Source organism: Endozoicomonas sp. ALD040 (assembly GCF_049275945.1).
GTDB lineage: Bacteria > Pseudomonadota > Gammaproteobacteria > Pseudomonadales > Endozoicomonadaceae > Endozoicomonas_A.
In genome coordinates this window covers 1-15,653 of sequence record NZ_CP184829.1, presented here as the reverse complement: position 1 = coordinate 15,653, position 15,653 = coordinate 1, and the positions used below count along the sequence as shown (strand labels likewise).

10 protein-coding genes and 2 pseudogenes are annotated in these 15,653 nt (G+C 47.5%); 8 read left to right on the top strand and 4 right to left on the bottom strand.

Annotated features, from left to right (window positions below; genetic code table 11):
* Positions 1-79: 79 nt before the first annotated feature.
* The 5 genes from ACOJUN_RS00060 (at position 80) to ACOJUN_RS00040 (ending at position 3,968) form a co-directional block, all read left to right on the top strand.
* Positions 80-205 (top strand): hypothetical protein, encoded by a 126-nt coding sequence (locus tag ACOJUN_RS00060; protein WP_422134652.1) that lies wholly within the window; start codon positions 80-82, stop codon positions 203-205.
* Positions 202-1,386 (top strand): AAA family ATPase, encoded by a 1,185-nt coding sequence (locus ACOJUN_RS00055; RefSeq protein WP_422134651.1) that lies wholly within the window; start codon positions 202-204, stop codon positions 1,384-1,386. The genes ACOJUN_RS00060 and ACOJUN_RS00055 overlap by 4 nt, the downstream gene beginning before the upstream one ends.
* A complete protein-coding gene (locus tag ACOJUN_RS00050; protein WP_422134650.1) occupies positions 1,386-1,952 on the top strand; it encodes a DUF4276 family protein in 567 nt (188 codons plus the stop codon). Before ACOJUN_RS00055 ends, ACOJUN_RS00050 begins: the two co-directional genes overlap by 1 nt.
* A gap of 599 nt (positions 1,953-2,551) precedes the next feature.
* Positions 2,552-3,076, top strand: coding sequence for a type IV toxin-antitoxin system AbiEi family antitoxin (gene abiEi, locus ACOJUN_RS00045; RefSeq protein ID WP_422134649.1), 525 nt, complete (start codon positions 2,552-2,554; stop codon positions 3,074-3,076).
* A 1-nt stretch (position 3,077) separates the two neighbouring features.
* Entirely contained in the window at positions 3,078-3,968 is an 891-nt protein-coding gene (locus tag ACOJUN_RS00040) for a nucleotidyl transferase AbiEii/AbiGii toxin family protein (RefSeq protein WP_422134648.1), read from the top strand.
* Between the two features lie 130 nt (positions 3,969-4,098).
* Here ACOJUN_RS00040 and ACOJUN_RS00035 read toward each other — a convergent pair.
* Positions 4,099-4,363 (bottom strand): annotated as a pseudogene (locus tag ACOJUN_RS00035) (IS1634 family transposase); the annotation flags it as partial.
* A gap of 163 nt (positions 4,364-4,526) precedes the next feature.
* Between ACOJUN_RS00035 and ACOJUN_RS00030 the strand changes: the two are divergent.
* From ACOJUN_RS00030 to ACOJUN_RS00020, 3 genes and pseudogenes are all read left to right on the top strand, one after another.
* Positions 4,527-5,534, top strand: coding sequence for an AAA family ATPase (locus tag ACOJUN_RS00030; RefSeq protein WP_422134647.1), 1,008 nt, complete (start codon positions 4,527-4,529; stop codon positions 5,532-5,534).
* A 2-nt stretch (positions 5,535-5,536) separates the two neighbouring features.
* Positions 5,537-6,043, top strand: coding sequence for a hypothetical protein (locus ACOJUN_RS00025; RefSeq protein WP_422134646.1), 507 nt, complete (start codon positions 5,537-5,539; stop codon positions 6,041-6,043).
* Between the two features lie 685 nt (positions 6,044-6,728).
* Positions 6,729-6,884, top strand: a pseudogene (locus ACOJUN_RS00020) (transposase family protein); the annotation flags it as partial.
* Positions 6,885-6,897: 13 nt separating this feature from the next.
* Here ACOJUN_RS00020 and ACOJUN_RS00015 read toward each other — a convergent pair.
* The 3 genes from ACOJUN_RS00015 to ACOJUN_RS00005 all read right to left on the bottom strand — a co-directional run.
* Positions 6,898-8,103 carry a hypothetical protein gene (locus ACOJUN_RS00015; protein WP_422134645.1) on the bottom strand — a complete coding sequence of 402 codons (1,206 nt, stop codon included), beginning with the start codon at positions 8,101-8,103 and terminating at the stop codon, positions 6,898-6,900.
* Positions 8,104-8,244: 141 nt separating this feature from the next.
* Positions 8,245-13,914 carry a hypothetical protein gene (locus ACOJUN_RS00010; RefSeq protein WP_422134644.1) on the bottom strand — a complete coding sequence of 1,890 codons (5,670 nt, stop codon included), beginning with the start codon at positions 13,912-13,914 and terminating at the stop codon, positions 8,245-8,247.
* A 97-nt stretch (positions 13,915-14,011) separates the two neighbouring features.
* A partial coding sequence (locus ACOJUN_RS00005; protein WP_422134643.1) for a hypothetical protein occupies positions 14,012-15,653 on the bottom strand: 1,642 nt, incomplete at its 5' end.

Genomic DNA, 15,653 nt, shown 5'->3' with positions numbered 1-15,653 from the left:
TAAAGAATTCTTTCTGCATGGGAAAATGACCGTTCATGCCTATTTGTGAACTTAACTCGTTCCTGCGCTCTGCGTGGGAATGCATACCTCCCCTGAAAAACTGACTCTACCCGACACCACCCCAACCAAGGCAAACCCGCCAGAAAGTGATACTCTGGAAGGACAACGATCACAACAACAGCCACTGACGGAAGCCGCCGGATGAAGCTTGAGTCCCTGACAATCAAAAACTACAAGGTTTTTCAGCATGTGGAGCTGAAAAACCTGCCCGGCATGTGCGTGTTTGTCGGCGCCAATGGCAGCGGTAAAACCACCCTGTTTGATGTGTTTGGCTTTCTCAGGGATGCCCTGCACGGTAATGTCCGCACCGCCCTACAGAAAAGGGGCGGGTTTCGGGAAGTCGCCACCCGTGGTGGTATTGATCAGCCTATCGAGTTTACCCTGCAGTTCCGCTTGCCCATTGGCGGCGTTGATCGACTGGTGACTTATCTGTTGGAAATTCGACAGGACAGAGGTCGGCCTATTGTTGCCCGGGAGATACTCCGTTATAAGCGGGGCAGTCAGGGTTCACCGTTTCATTTCCTGGATTTCCGGGGAGGTCGCGGTTACGCCATTCTCAATGAAGAAGACTTTAATAAAGCCGATTCAGAGCTGGAACGGGAAGAGCAGACGCTGGATAGTCCGGATATTCTGGCCGTAAAAGGACTCGGGCAATTTCAGCGATTCCGGGCGGCCAATGCCTTTCGCCAGCTTATTGAAAACTGGCATGTCTCCGATTTTCATATCAGCGATGCCCGCCAGGCACGGGACGCTGGCTATGCAGAGCATTTATCGCCCCGAGGGGAAAATGCCGCGCTGGTGGCCCAGTACCTCTATGAGCAACACCCGGATATTTTCCAGCATGTACTGGATAAAATGAAACAGCGGGTGCCGGGAGTTGAAGATGTTCAGGCAGTAGAAACTGACGATGGGCGCATCGTCCTGAAATTTCAGGATGGCAGCTTTAAAGACCCGTTTGTGGCTCGTTATGTCTCCGATGGCACCATCAAGATGTTCGCTTATTTGCTGTTGCTGAACGACCCGTCGCCCCATCCATTGCTCTGTGTCGAGGAGCCGGAAAACCAGCTCTACCCTAGCCTGTTGGTGGAGCTGGCGGAAGAGTTTTGCAGTTATGCCGAACAGGGTGGCCAGGTAATGGTGTCTACCCATTCGCCGAACATGTTGAACAGCATCCAGCTGGACGAGATTTTCTGGTTGAAGAAGAGCAAAGGTGTCACCACCATTGAGCGTGCTGCGGATAATACGCTGATCAAAAGTCTGGTCGAAGGCGGGGATTTACCCGGTGCGCTCTGGAAACAAGGGCTGTTTGACGGAGTAAACCCCTGATGACGCAGTTGGTCTTTTTGCTGGAAGAGCCCTCTGCTCAAGTGTTGCTGAATACATTGTTACCCCGACTGTTACCACCGGAAGTGTCTTTTCGATGTATTCCCCATGAGGGCAAGCAGGATCTGGAAAAGTCCATACCCATCAAGCTGCGCCATTGGAACATCCCCAATAGCTGGTTTGTGGTGGTACGGGATAAAGATCAGGACGACTGTGAACGTCTGAAAGCACGGTTGCAAAAGTTATGCGAAGAAAACCATCGACCGGAGACACTGGTTCGCATTGCGATTCATGAATTGGAAAGCTGGTTTCTTGGGGATCTTGCTGCTGTTGGAACAGCGTTTAATAAGCCCCGACTGGCCGAAAAGCAGAATAGTCGTAAATTCCGCAACCCTGATGTTTTGGCCAATGCTCAGGAAGAGTTGAAAAAACTGATTACCGGTTATCAGAAAGTCTCTGGTGCCCGAGCCATTGCGCCCCACCTTAACCTTGCTAATAATCGGTCGGTCAGTTTTCAGCAGTTTGTCACCGGCGTTCACACGTATCTTGAACGCATCAATACAATGTAAATTGTTGTTTAACCGCCTCTCAACTCGTTCCCACGCTCTGAGGCCGTCGCAAAAGTGCTGCGCTTCGCTGATACTGCGTAAAAAGGTGACTCAAAATGCTCATTTACTCCCCGTAAACTGCGTTTTTTGCCACTTTTTGCCCTGTCTCAGTTTTGTCGTTACTTTTGCAACACCCTTGCAGAGCGTAGGAACGAGTTGTTGGAGTTTTGCTGCGAACACACCTTGCCATACAGTGTCAGTAAAGCGTGGAGCCATGACCTATCAGGCAGCTTCGAGCCTGGGTCATAACTACTCGTGTTTGAAAAACTCAGGGACAGGAAGAAAGATCGTAGTTGAACTCGTCGATTAGTCGAATTTTATGGATGTCCTTATTTTTTTCTGTTTGAAAAACTCAGGGACAGGAAGAAAGATCGTAGTTGAACTCGTCGATTAGTCGAATTTTATGGATGTCCTTATTTTTTCCTTTTTTCCTTTTTTCCTTTTTTCCTCTTTTGGATGTCCTTATTTTTTCCTTTGATGGATGTCCTTATTTTTACTTTGACAAAATCAAATGTAGGTCTACAATAAATTACACTATAGGTAACAATATGTAGACCTTTATGACCAAGAAAGATAGACTGGTTGCCGCACTATCAGAGTCAACCAAAGCGGGAGGTGGTATCAACACAGCGGCAGAGTTAGCCTATATGGTTGGCGAGAGACTCACTCCCGCGTTCACCAAGTTTCTCACTGTTTGTGCAAAAAAAGGCTTGATACGCAGGGTCGCCAAAGGCGTGTTTGAGAGCACGTTGACGCCTCCAGACCCAACGACTGCGATCTATAAGATAGCGAAAAAACTTCGCGCCAATGTCATAAGCTACATAAGCCTTGAGAGTCAACTTAGTCATACTGGGGACATCTCTCAAATACCCATGGGAAGGCTGACGATTGTGACGAAAGGCCGCAGCGGCACCTTCTCAACACCCTATGGCGTCATTGAATTCACTCACTCAAAAAAAACTATCAGAAATATTGCACCAAACCTGTATTTTGATGAATCTGTTGGCATGTACAGAGCACAATCCTCGCAAGCCATCAAAGACCTAAAGAACTGCAAAAGAAATACCCATATGCTGGAGAGCTAATGTGCTAAAGGAACAACTAAAAAGAATCGTGGAAGCAAATCCGGAATATGCAGCCATCACGCCAGTGATCGAGAAGGAAATTCTTCATCACGACATTGTGCACGTGCTGGTTAAGCAAGGGGTTATGCAGTCACTCACCTTCATAGGGGGCACATCACTCAGGATGTGCCATAACAGCTCCCGTTTGTCGGAAGATCTGGACTTTAATGGAGGGCTTGACTTCAAGCCCTCCGACTTTGACGGGCTGGAAACCGAAATCCAACAATTCATCCAGAACAAGTACGAGACCAACGTTTGGGTCAACAAGCCTGACCAAGATGAGCAGGGCGACACGTCGTCGTGGAAAATCAGCATAGAGAAGGAGGCCAACCGGCCTGATCTGCCAAGGCAGAAAATGCACATAGACATCTGCGCCATTCCCTCGTTTGACGCGAAAAAAAGACCCCTGATCAATCACTACAATATTGTGACGCCCACCGAAGGCCTGCTGGTACCGGTCCAGTCTCTCGAAGAGACGTTGGCGGACAAGTTTATTGCTCTGGCCTATCGGGCCAGACACATAAAACCTCGTGATGTCTGGGATATCGTTTGGATAAAACAAAAAGGAATTGATGTCTCTGCAGAGCTAGTCAATAAAAAACTGGAAGCAAGAGAAAAAAACAGGAAAGACTTCATGGAAATGCTCAGCAACCAAGTAACCAAAATATTAAAAGACGATGAGGTACGCATTAATTTCAATACTGAGATAAGTCGCTTTGTTCCTGAAAGCATAAAGCAGAGAACACTCGACAATCCGGAGTATTGGGATTACATCCAGAACGAGATCAAGTCCATGGCTAAGCTTCTTCTTGAGGGCGACGAGCCCCGTAACAAGTTTGACATGAGCCTTTGATATTACTGCTCATTAAAATACTCAATTCTTAATTCTGACAGTCATACCGGCCTTTTGAACATTGCTGGTTCTGTACTTCAACATCAGAAGTGAAACAGGACATCCATATAGCCGCCTTTCACCACCCCTATCAGGAATAAATGGACTCGTAAAAAATGCCCAAAATTTGAACGATCGTCCACTGCCTTTCCTTCAAGCCAATCACATGTTCCTCCTGATTATTGACCGTTAATACACTAAGCCCCTGGAAACAGAAAAATACCCATCTTGCTGTTGGGTTCTGGCAGGGCTTTTTTTTTCTGGTCTGGAAATACACGACTTTGCTTTTTCAGTTCCTGCCTGATTCTGTGCTGGATAGCAGCATAGAGCATCAGGCACAGAGTCATCACCATTAACCCATACCTCCCCTGAAAAACTGACACCACCCGACACCACCCCAACCAAGGCAAACCCACCAGAAAGTGATATGCTCAATGCAGGAAGCGTTCCTGTAGAGGTGGTAGTCTACCTCAGTCTCAGGAGCCATTGCCTCTGCCGCCGCAAAAAGTGGATAACAAAATGATACAGGCGTTTGAGTTTAATAACCTCGGGCCGCTGGAAAAGGGCACCGCAGAAAACCTTGGTCAGATCAACCTGATTATCGGGCCTAACAGCTCTGGCAAAACCTGGCTGATGAAGGCGCTCTACGCCGCCGTGCGCACTCTGGAAGAAACCGGACGGGGCGATGATCGCCGCTCAGCATCCGAGGTATTGAGTGAAAAGCTCTACTGGACGTTTCAACCGGATAAACTTGGGGATATTGTCACCAAAGGGAAAAGCAAAAAACTTTCAGCCTCCGTAACCCTGAAAGACCTGCCGCCGATTACTTTCGGTTTTGGCCCGGACACAACCAAGCAAGTCGATGTAGAAATTTCAGAGCGTCGCAGTGCCAATTCAATTTTTTTGCCTCCCAAGGAAGTGCTGTCGCTGGATAAAATTATTTTCCAGTTGGCCTATCAGGATCGGGTGTTCGGCTTTGATAGCACCTACTCTGATCTGGTTGTCGCCTTGCAGAAACAGATGCCCGCCGACAAATCCAATTCAGCCCTCTCTCAAACCAGCCAGCAGCTTGAGTCAATGTTTGATGGCGATCGTATCGAGTATGATCGCCAGCGCAGTGAATGGTTTTACAAGCATAAAAAAGCTCGCTACTCCATCAATGCCACGGCTGAAGGCGTGAAGAAGATTGGTATTCTGGATACTTTAATCCGCAACGGATTCCTCACAGAAAATTCCATAATCTTTATCGACGAACCTGAGTCAGCATTGCACCCGACAGCCATTACCAAGCTGTTTAATATTATTGATGCCCTTGCCAGACTGGGCGTACAGTTTTTCATCGCCAGCCACTCCTATTTTGTGGTGAAAAAGCTTTACATCATGGCGCAGCGGGAAGAGATGGACATCCCGGTCATGATTTGCAACGATGGGCAGTGGCAGCAAACCTCTCTGAATGAGGGTATGCCGGATAACGAAATCATCAACGAATCCATCCGACTGTTTGAGCAGGAAATAGGGGTAGCCTGATCTTGGAGTTTACAGAATCCGGTTTGTCGTTCCATTTTGAGGATGACCGTTGTTACCGTATTGAGAACGCTCAGGGAGCCATTGGCGTTGGTGAAGGGATAAAAAAGGCCGAGTTTCTTTACATCGACGCTGGTAATAACTTATGGGTGTTGGAAGCAAAGACAACTATCGCCAATGAACGTAAAAGCAAAGAGGCGTTTGATGCTCAGTTGCAAGCAATTTATGAAAAACTCTATAACTCTTTGCAACTCTCTGTTTTGGGGCTGGCCGGACGTTATCAGCCGATCAATAAGGAACTGCCTGCAGAATTTAAAAGCTCTGATTGGTCGGGTTTGACCATTCAGCTTGTACTGGTTATTCCGGGCGTGCCACCGATGTTTTTACCCGGCCTTACTGATAAGCTTAGAAAGAAGTTTTCACCCTGGTTTTTAAAAGTCTGGAATATTAAGGAAGCCAATATTCAAGTTTTAAATCGGGATATCGCTCAAAGAAAAGCCCTCTGCCAATAATATTTCTTTCCATTTTTTCGGGGTGACTTGCCCCGTTCTTCTACGAACTTTCTTATGATGACCGGAGGTCAACTAGAACACCTCTGTTTAGCAGAATCGTCGTAAACCCTCGCCCAATCGAGGGTGTCGCAAAAGCCAAAATTCAAATCCAGTGTAGCGCGCCGCGAGGTTTGAGATTAGCTACGCTTTAATCTGAACACCTTAACAACCACCGTTCCCTTGATTTCTTTTACTTTTAATAAGTCTCAAATCACCCCGCTTGCACATTCATTCGTCTTTAGATATTGCCTTCACCTTAAACCCTTTAAAGAGCTATTAAACGGTGATTATTTATTGAAGTTTCGATACTTAATCGGGTAGCTAATCCAGACCGGGTGAGTTGATGTTCGGCTCGGGTGACGATCCAGTCTCCATTAGTATTGACCTTGATGCCGCTTAACGTTAATCGGGTCTCGGCGGTTATGTCGGTTCGCCCTGCCAATGAAAGGCTGCCGGTACCCTGGCCTCTTTTTAGTGACTTCAGTTTGGCCCTGGCGGCCTCTTTTGCTGCCTCGGGATCAGGGTGGAGTCCTTTGAGTGTGAATATCGGCTTGGCTTCCTGCTGGAAATGGCTATAAGGACATCCACCTATAGAGTAAAGTATACATCCATTGACTTATACAAAAAAGATTTGGATGTTCTTGAAATGAATGCATTTGATTTAATGAATAGGCTATCTGTCATTTACGACGCACGTCAGCAATAGAAAGTAGATCATAAACTTGCTGATATTCTGCTCTTAACCATCTGTGCGGTCATTGCAGGTTGTGAAGAAAATGAAGACTACGGCAATGAAAGACTGCAATTGTCCTACATCAAATCCTAAGATGATGAAAGAATACCCGGTTCCGCATCATTGCATCTTTTAACACCTTATCCCAACTGACTACTTCAGTGTAGAGATTAAGACTATCATGCCAACGGAAGTACCCCTGTCGATCTGGAAGGGGCTTGAAATCTTTTTCTTCTTCCAGCCAGGTCTTCACCTTTTTGTTTAAGTCACAGATAACATAGCCATAGAACGGGGTATTGGTGTTAATCTGTATCTCCCTGCCCTGAGGTGTGGTGAACTCGCCATCACGTAGCTTGCGAACATAGCGAATAATTTGCTGCAGAGGATCTTCCTTAGAAGATGGGTTGGCAAAATCATCTCGCTGTGGTCTCTTGAACTCGAATACAGTTACAGGATTGCTGGCTTCATTCTCACCTCGAAAAACCATTCGGTGATCAAATGCCAGAATATCTGGCCTGCCTGACTTTCCTTCCAAAGGGATATCAGAGGAGAGGTATTCGGTAAAATTGAGGCGTTCATCAATTAACCAAAGGTTATGATCTTCAAAAGGTGTTTGGTCACTGTCGCCTTTTCTGGGGAAAATAATGTCATGCACTACACCCTCAGAAGAGTACTTACCATCATCACCGGTTTGCAGGCTTTTTTCAAAAATGTCAATAACACTGCGACGCATGGAAATATAATGAGCCAGGTCATTTTTGCTGGTATCAGAGACCATTTGTACAATTTCTGAGGTCTTGTGCTTCAGATCTTCAGTTTTTTCACTTTCCAGGAGGTGTTTTACGGCTCCACGCGTCTTAACTTCTAATCGATATTTTTCGCTTTGAAGTTTTCCCTCGATTTGCTCATCGGTGGCATTGTATGCCAGGTCCGTAACATCAATCTTGCCCATCAAGCTTCGATGCCAGGGTGCTTGTTCTTCTACATAGTTTTTGATCCGCTGGGTTTTTTTCTCTCTCCGAGCCTGGACATCATTGCTCACTGCGCTAATCGCCAGTTCAGCGGCAGACACTTCAATCTCTGACTGGGCAATCCCAAAGTCTAAGTCACTGCCTTTCTTTTCCTTCTGAAAATCAAAACCACCACGCTCCAGGGAAACGTGTTGGTCAAGATACTCACCAGAAACATAGACTTTGATAATAAAGTTTCTGTCTGTTTTTTCCTTACCCACCGCTTTTTGATAGAACTCATCAATAAATTCTGGAATATAGTTGTGTAAAGAGTTCACTGTAACTTCGCGACGATGTGCAACCAGACTGACTTTACTGGTTTTTTCCCTTGGAGAGTAAAGGGACCCACAGGGCCTGAAAGCATGGGAACCAGAGTTTCGCAACACCCTCCATCAGGAAGGCACTTCAGCTGAGTAATCTCACTTCTGATCAGTTTCAGACTGAGCGCCTGAGGCGGTAGTCAGAAAGCTTGGTTGAGAGATACCTCTGTTATCATGAACAGGAACTTTCTGATCATAGCCCTGTCGCCACTTGTAGAAGGCTCCCAGAGTGTAGGAGTAAGGAATGCTTTCTGCATGGGAAAATGACCATTCAGGCACATTTTCCCTGAAGTATTTCTCCCAGCTATTCTCGAATAGCTTCATGGTGCGATCCCGGCGTTCACGGAACTGCAGGTAATTTTCGTGTTGGGTCCAGCCATGCGAACTGTTGCTTGCTTTAACACGGTTTGCATAGTCTTCATCGGTTTCAGTGAAGCGTTGAGGCGATTCAACAGCGGTACGTTTCCCATATTCATCGCCTGTTTCCCCCATGCCTATCCAGCGATTGATTTTGTCCAGACTGCGACCCAAAGGTCCACCTAGCCATTGAGTGAGCATCTTGTTGTCGTTCATAAAGAAGTCGAAAGTGAGACTCGACGCCAGCGCGAATGCGAATGTTTGGGTATAGGTAAACCCTGATAAAAGGCTATGGACGTATGTGCCGGTGGTGGCTACCGGACCCAGCACCAGACCGGCTGCGGCGGAGGCCAGCGTTTTCACTGTTTGTGGTGTCACCCTGTGCAGCAGAGGTACCTGAATCCCTTGTCGGGAACCCATGGATTTCACTATTTCCGGCACCAGACGGAAAATGCTGCGATACATTTGAGGGTTGGCGTTGTGCTGTCTGGCAAACAACATAGAGCCGGTTCTCAGCAGAATGACTGCAGAAGCGGCCTTGCCCAGTGGCATGGCCAGTCCGCCCAATTCAGAGATTTGTTCAATTCTGCTGTGGTAGGCATATTGGCTGGTTCGGTCAAGATCAGCACCGTAGCCTTGCAACCAGTGCTGGAAAGGTGTGAGCATTCTGTGCAAATAATCGCCCCTGTTGGTCAGGTCCAGAAGATAAAGAAACGACATGTTTGACAGGGACAGCCCGGCAGCCTGCCAGGCGCTACGATCTACCAGAAGAGGTTTGTAGCTGGAGTAGTACCAGGTGACAGCCTGTACCAGAAAGGCTGAAGGTTTAACCCAGTACTCCTTTAGCTGCTGCTCAACCGCTGCGGCATGGGCCTGCATCAATGTGTCATGGATAGCCTTGATCAGTTCTGATTCAGATATTCCAACAGCATTGGCATAAGGTGTCAGGGTCTCCTGAACGTTGGCCAGCAATGCTGCTGTTCTACGGCCATTGTCAAAGGCAATATCGTCAAGCACATAGTTGGCGATAACAGCAGCTGCGTACTCTTTCATGCCGGCAACCGACTCTTTCATACCTGCCGGGCCATTGGCAGTCAGGGTCTCAGGAGTCAAGACAGCCTGCATGAATTCCTCAGCACCCTTGTCGGATAGCATCTGTACAACCTTCCTGAACTCAGGCACCCTGATGCCGTGTTTATAATCAAGGAAGTGCTCAAATTCATCCACTGTCTGATAACCGTCGACCCCTCTGACGGCTTTCATGTAGTTCTCAAGTTCAACCTTACTGATCAGACCTTCACGCAGCAGAGCTATGATCTTGTTGCCACTGGCAGAATGGGCAGCGAAATATTCCGAGAAGCCTTTCTGGTCCTTTGGTTCATGCTCGACGAAGTGAAGGGCTGTTTTACCCATGCTGTAAATTTCGTCGTCGTATTCTTGTGCTCCGGTTTTTATCTCGTTTCTGGCTCTGTGCACCAGAATCTGAACTTCTTCCAGGGCCGTCAGAGAACTCGTTTTCAGGCGCTTGAAGAGTTCAACAAGTCGACTGGCCTGGGCAAACGTCAGTTCGTCACCCACCAGTGCCTGCATGCGAATCGGTGCAAATTCGTTGTCAAAATCGAAACTTGTAAGACTGGGTATTGTGTTACCGCTTTTTACTGCTGATTCTGCCAGAGCAAATGCGGCTTCCAGAGCTTGTTTATTGAGAGCGTGCTGCTGCGCGAATGTCTGGATAGCGTCCCGAACTTCTGCCTGTTTCGGCGTGCACTGGAAGGGACCAGGATTATTTTCGACGGCTTTCCCGGCATTACTCAGGACTTCCTTCATTTTCTCAATGTCTGATTCCCTGGTTCTAATCTCACCTTCCAGACAGGCCTGTTCCCGTACCGTCAGCTTACGTTCAGCTTCTTCTAATACTCGTTTCGCGATGGCCAGCTCACGCTCGAGAACGTATCGGGGTTTAGGTCCCAGGCGCGCTATTTGCCTGTCAAGCTCATTCTCAATGAATGAGATACGCTCATTAACATCAGGCCGACCCCCTCTGAAAGCAGCTTCATTAAGCTGTAAGAGTTTTTCTGTAATCAGACTGTTCTGTTCCTCAACAGAGGCATGAACTTTAAAGTCTTCGATGTTGAGTTGATGAGCCAGTTCATTGTTTCTGAGTCTTTTGACACTTTCATCTTCATAGTTTTCGTTTACCTTATCCATCAGTACAAAAGTTTTGATACATAGATCACGCCTGCGCTGAAACAGGCTGAGATCCTTTTCAAATTCTACCCCCAGATCATCGGCCAGCTTAGCCGTTAAAGCCATGCCTTTTTCCATAGCAGTAAAGCTTTTATAAGGGTCGATTTTTAGCTCTTCTTCTATAGTCATTAGATAAAATGCCTGTTTTACTTCGGCTCGCTTATCCGACTCTTCGACTTTAAAGGTAAGACGCTCACGAATATTGTCGAGTCTGACCCTGGCCACCATCTTCTCCGAAGCTGTGCTGCCATCTTCCCAAAGGACTTTATCCATCTGATCCAGCATGTATTCCGAAATCGCATCGCCAGCAAGTTTTATACGAACCAGGTCTAATCTTGCAGTTTTGTCATCACCTTCATTGATTTTGATGTTGAATAATTCTTCGAAGGTTTCCAGTATCTTCAGGGCTTCTTCCTCCGACCTTTGTCTGGCTTCTTTGATGTGGGTCTGCATAACATCAGAAATCGCCCGGCGTCGGAGATAGGCATCGTCCTCTACAGAGAAGAGATCCATCTTCAGGGCTCTTTCCACGGTTTTGAGTTTCTCAAGTACTTCAGGCATGGCTTTGGGGGGGGCGGGGTTTCTGATGTCATCCAGTTCTTTTTTCAGCTCTACAAGCTCGAAGAGCTTGGCATTGACTGTTGATTCCAGAAGGTCACGGCTTTCTGGTGTGTTGTCTGGACTCAGCTCTTTACCAAGTACCGCTGCCAGAGCATCTTTTCTGGCCCTGGTGTAAGAATTCTCCAAATATTGTTGATTGCTCAATTTCTGAGTTTTCTCAGCCAAAGACTCATGATTCTCGTACATGATGTCTTCGTAACTCTCCATTGTCTTAAGTTTTTGAAGCAGAAATTGTTCTTGGACAGCCATTGTCTTAATTCTTTGGAGCAAGCATTTTTGCTGAAAGTCAATATCTGCATCGACATCAAAATCCTCAACATTTAAATGTACGGCAAAGGTTTTATATTGGCTTTTTATTGCAGCCACTGTGCTGGTGGCCAGAAGATGCCGTTGTAACCGATCAAGAATGGCCTGGCGACGTGCTACCAGATCAGCTTCGTTATCTGGTGCCAGATTGAGCTGACTTTCAATGCGCGCCAGTTTCAGGCAGACTGCGTCATCAGAAGGGTCTGGCATTTGTTGCATATGCTGTTGAATGGTCTGATAGCGGGTATCCGGATCGTTTTCATCCACCGGGGTAATACCGAACTGGCCTTCAATGACGGCCAGTTCTGCAGTCAGAGTTTCCTGACTGGACCTTCCTGCTGCCATCCATTGTTTGATTTCATGAATTTTCTTTCTGATGAGCCTGGCTTGTTCTTCTGGTGGCTGGGCATCATCCCAGTTATCAATACCAAGCTCTGCGGCCATTTGAGTGTTAACTGCGTTTGTGGCTTCTGACCTGATATTACGAACTTGTTTTTCCAGCTCCGGGATTCGTTGAACTTGCTGCAGAATTTTCAGTTCCTGATTTTCCAGATCTTCCAGCTCGATTTGAACCCTTGCAAGCTCCTCCTCAACTTCCCGATAGCGCCGCTGTGCTCTCAGTTTTTCCTTCTGACTGACATTCGCTCTCTGGGTTGTGCGCCGTAAGTTGTTATGAAGTTGGACGAGTTCCTCTTCTTCTGCCTGTAGCTCCTCCAGTTTTTCAAGCAGCTGTCTGGTCATGTCTCTTGTGACTTTGGCAGCAAACTTTTTGTCGTTTCCACGAGAACCGGTCTGCACCTGGTTGATATCGTTGATAACGGGTACAGAATTCTGAATATTCCTAGCAAAATGTGGGTTAATCAGAAGGTTTCTGAGTACAGGTTTGAAACCGAAGTGTTTTACCAGTTGAGTATGCACCCAGGGTGAGGTGATGACCGACGAAGCGACTCTTATGTGTTCCAGTGTGAATTCAAATTCACTGGCAAAAATCGTATGATCGGGAGTCGCACTGGCTAATGCCTGCTGGAGATATTCGTAGTAAACAAGCGCATGCATTGCCGGTTTGTCTTCGTTTGTGAGCGTCGTCGGCAGCTCTGCACCGTGTCGCGCAACAAACTCCTCCAGTATTGCCATCTGCATGCTTCGAATGGCGTACCGGTAGCTTTTGGCCTTATATTTTTTAACCTGTGTTACCAATGCGGCGGCGTGGGTATGACCCTCAACTTCATTCCATAGCTCATAGAGGTTTTCTACATAAACGATTTCATGGGGGTTCAGCTTCTGTCCATGGAAAACAATCATCTTCCCCGGAACTTCTGCGACTTCCAGCTTTGGATAACCCGCAGGCACAGGATAAACCTGCTTGTCATCCACGACATGTACAACGTAGCCGACGGGTTTGCTGTGTGCTAACAGTTTATTAAGAGCCTGCTGTTGTAACTCCTCTCCCAGGACATGAACCTGGATATAGGCAGAGGTGGCAGCTGCCAGGAGAACATCGTCATTGACAAAGAGTGATTGACCCAGGCGCCGCAGTTCAGGGGGCTGATCTTTCGAAGCGATATGACGCATGAAGGTGCGCCCGTTCACTGCAACTTTTTCTACTTCAATGGTGGCAAGGGCAACATAGTGATCGCTGGTGCCGAGATTTCCTGTTCTGTCATAGACAGTATTCAGCAAATCATTGAGTCGAAAGGGGTTGGCGATTTTCGTTAAGGGCTCTAAAGATTGGGCTCCGTGAAGTGGCCAGGGAAATCCAGCACGAACCGCCTCAACGGAATCCTGATCGGTCATTCCGGCCCTGACTTCAATGACCAGTTCCTTTCCTTCAAGGTTATGGGTGAACCTGAAGACTCCCTCATCACCTACCTTCAGTACTTTGGTGTATTTCTGAGCCACGTCATTCTCGTCTGTTTCAAACAGATCAACAATGGACATGACGCCATCAACAAAAGAAAGAACTTGTGTAAAGCTTACAGCAGGAAGGACCTGGTTCTCCTTGTCTGCAGCCAGGGCAATGTAGGTGGTTGTACAGGATTTGGGTATTGGCTGCTGGTCAGGGTCTAAAGTTGGCCGAACCATGGCTTCACTATGGGTAAACTCCATATGTCCATTGACCAGAATATTGATAGATTTTGTCCGCAGCTTCCGATCGGCCAGTGTCTGTGTGGCAATGATCGAAGAGCTGATTACAATAGCTACTGCAAGGCTTAATGCCCTGGGGCGAGCATTCGTCATTCCAATACCTCAGAGGTCTGTGGGCTCAGAAGGAGAGGCTTGATTGCGGGGCATTTGTTTTTTCATGAACAGGCGCTTTCTCATTATCGCCCTTTTATCATTGGTAAAAGGCTCCAGGAGTGTAAGAGTATGGAATGCTTTCTGCGTGGGAAAACGACCATTTAGGTACATTTTCCTTAAAGTATTTCTCCCAGCCATTCTCAGACATCTTCATGGTGCGATCACGGCGTTCACGAAACTGCAGGTAATTTTCATGTAGAGTCCAGCCATACATCATGTTGCCTGCTTTAACACGGTTGGCATAGGCCTCATCGGTTTCATTGAAGCGTTGAGGCGTGGCAATAACCGTACGTTTCACATATTCATCCTGCGTTTCACCGATGCCTCGCCAGCGATTAATCCTGTCAAGAGTGCGGCCCATAGGACCACCCAGCCATTGAGTGAGCATCTTGTTGTCGTTCATAAAGAAGTCGAAAGTGAGACTCGACGCCAGGGCGAATCCGAAGGTTTGAGCATAGGTAAAACCGGATAAAAAACCATGGGCGTATGTTCCGAAGGTGGCTACCGGTCCCAGCACAAGACCGACCGTGGCAGAAGCCAGAGTTTTTACTTTTTGTGGTGTCACCTTATGCAGCACAGGTACCTGAACCCCTTTCCCGGAACCCATGGAATTGACTAGTTCGGGCACCAGACGGGAAATGCTGCGATACATCTGCGGGTTGGCGTTGTACTGTCGGGCAAACAACATGGAGCCGGTTTTCAGCAAAATGACGGAGGAAGTGGCTTTACCCAATGGCATGGCCAGCCCACCCACTTCAGAGATTGTTTCAATTTCGCTGTGATAGGCATATTGCCCGGTTCGGTCGAGATCAACACCGTAGTCTTCCAGCCAGTGCTGAAAAGGTATGAGCATTCTGTGCGCGTAATCTCCCCTGTTGGTCAGATCCAGAAGATAGAGGAACGCCATGTTTGACAGGGACAGCGCGGAAGCCTGCCCGGCGGTACGAGTCGCCAGTAGTGGTTTGTAGCTGGAGAAGTACCAGGTGACAGCCTGTACCAGAAAGGCCGAAGGTTTGACCCAGTAATCATTGAGCTGCTGTACGACCGCTGTGGCATGAGCCTGCATCAATGTGTCATGGACAGCTTTGATCAGTTCTGATTCAGAGAGTCCGGCAGCATTGGCGTAAGGTGTCAGGGTATCCTGAACATTGGCCAGAAACGCTGCCGTCCTGCGGCCATTGTCAAAGGCAATATCGTCAAGAACATAGTTGGCGATGACAGCAACTGCGTACTCTTTCATGTCGGTAACAGAAGCTTTTATACCCGCCGCGCCAGCCACCGTCACAGGGTTAAAGGCACTTTCCAGGAATTCATCAATCCCCCTGTCGGACAGCATCCGGACGACCTTCCTGAACTTAGGCACCTTGACGCCGTGTTGGTAACCAAGGAAATGTTCAAATTCGTCCACTGTCTGATAACCGTCGGCGCCTTTGACGGCCTTTATGTAGTTCTCAAGTTCAATCTTGCTGATCACGCCTTCACGCAGCAGAGTTATGATCTTGTTACCGCTGGCAGAATGGGTAGCGAAGTATTCCGAGAAATCTTTCGGTTTCCCTGGTGCATCTTTGACTAAGTGAATGGCTGTTTTGGCCATGTCGTTAATTTCGTTGTTGTATTGTTGAGACCCGGTTTTCATTTCTTTTCTGGCCCTGTTTGCCAGAGTCTGGACTTCTTCCAGA

Excerpts from the sequence above, each read along its gene's own strand:
- ACOJUN_RS00050 (WP_422134650.1), top strand. The coding sequence starts at position 1,386 with ATGACGCAGTTGGTCTTTTTGCTGGAAGAGCCCTCTGCTCAAGTGTTG.
- ACOJUN_RS00010 (WP_422134644.1), bottom strand. The coding sequence starts at position 13,914 with ATGACGAATGCTCGCCCCAGGGCATTAAGCCTTGCAGTAGCTATTGTA.
- ACOJUN_RS00060 (WP_422134652.1), top strand. The coding sequence starts at position 80 with ATGCATACCTCCCCTGAAAAACTGACTCTACCCGACACCACCCCAACC.
- ACOJUN_RS00030 (WP_422134647.1), top strand. The coding sequence starts at position 4,527 with ATGATACAGGCGTTTGAGTTTAATAACCTCGGGCCGCTGGAAAAGGGC.
- ACOJUN_RS00055 (WP_422134651.1), top strand. The coding sequence starts at position 202 with ATGAAGCTTGAGTCCCTGACAATCAAAAACTACAAGGTTTTTCAGCAT.
- abiEi (WP_422134649.1), top strand. The coding sequence starts at position 2,552 with ATGACCAAGAAAGATAGACTGGTTGCCGCACTATCAGAGTCAACCAAA.